1 protein-coding gene and 1 pseudogene are annotated in these 1,242 nt (G+C 45.8%); both read right to left on the bottom strand.

Features of this window, described 5'->3' with window-relative positions:
- The coding region (locus CCU_RS13525; protein ID WP_305803648.1) for a Na+/H+ antiporter NhaC family protein at nucleotides 1-471 on the bottom strand (471 nt) is incomplete at its 3' end.
- 24 nt (nucleotides 472-495) lie between these two features.
- Nucleotides 496-1,242 (bottom strand): annotated as a pseudogene (locus CCU_RS13530) (family 43 glycosylhydrolase); the annotation flags it as partial.

A 1,242-nucleotide genomic window follows, 5' to 3' on the forward strand; every position in this document is an offset into this window, starting at 1 on the left:
GAGCGGCAGATTAAATCCTGACGCATCGGCAACTGCAACTCCTATAGGCGTCAGAAGTGTTATTGTTCCAACAGACGTTCCCATAGCTGTTGAGACAAAGCACGCTACAACGAACAAAACTGCCACGGAAAATCTCGCCGGAATGATACTCAGCATAAAGTATGCCACACTCTCGGCACTGCTCCGCCCCACGACTCCCACAAATATTCCCGCCGTCAGGAATATGAGCAGCATGGTTATAATATTTTTGTCTGTAAGTCCATTTGCCATGATCTGAAGCTTCTCATCAAAGCTTACCTTTCTGTTCTGCAGACATGCCACAAATATCGCCACCATAAAGGCAACCACTATTGGAATATTGTAAAATCCCATCGGGATCTTCAGCACGTACTCAAACAGTATTCCAAGTCCCAGATACAGGACAAGAAAGACGTATATCGGTATCAGTGCCGCACCATTTGACTTCTTCATAATTCTCCCTCTTCTTTCAATATTTTACCTAAATCGTATATCTTTTAATTGAACCTTTATTCTGCCATGGTATACAAGATACACCGCGTGGACTCCCTCTGGGAAATCCACTTTGTTCTCGCACCATCTCCACTCTGTCTCTGAGATATCTTCAGATACAGGTATATCTATTCTTCCGATACTCTCACTATCTTCTGTCACACATATGTCAAAGTATCCTTCTACATTCTCTGCCAGATCGTTTGCATCCTTGAGCTGCTCCTGATTCTCGCATCTCTCGTCTACCCTGACAGGTCCCTCATACACCACCTTGTTGGCATCCGTCTCATATCTGACATTCACGCCAAATGTACTGCTGCCCCCAAGCGCAAAATACTTATACCCTATGAGTGTTCCATCCTCTATCTCCGCAATAAATCTATCCTCACCCTTGTTCGTCACATTTGGGAATTCTATCGTGTATATACTGTTGGAGCCGTGCGGCATATGTCCATTTGTCAGGTTGCATGCTATCACCGCTGGATACGTGCCATTTGCCACAAGCGGTCCATTGTTCAGTCCGCAGCTCGTAACCTCCACCTGGTCTATGTGTCCATCCGCAGCTATATAGATCTTCTCGGCACAGGCCTGTCTGCTGTAGTCCGACTTATGTGTGAGCCTGTGATAGAACACGTACCACTGACCATCTATGCACTCTATACTTCCGTGCGTGGTTCCGGTCATATTCAGCTTGTTCTCGAAACTTCTTCCCTTATATCCCACATCGCCATT

Origin of the sequence: Coprococcus sp. ART55/1, from assembly GCF_000210595.1 — a bacterium.
Taxonomy (GTDB): domain Bacteria; phylum Bacillota; class Clostridia; order Lachnospirales; family Lachnospiraceae; genus Coprococcus; species Coprococcus aceti.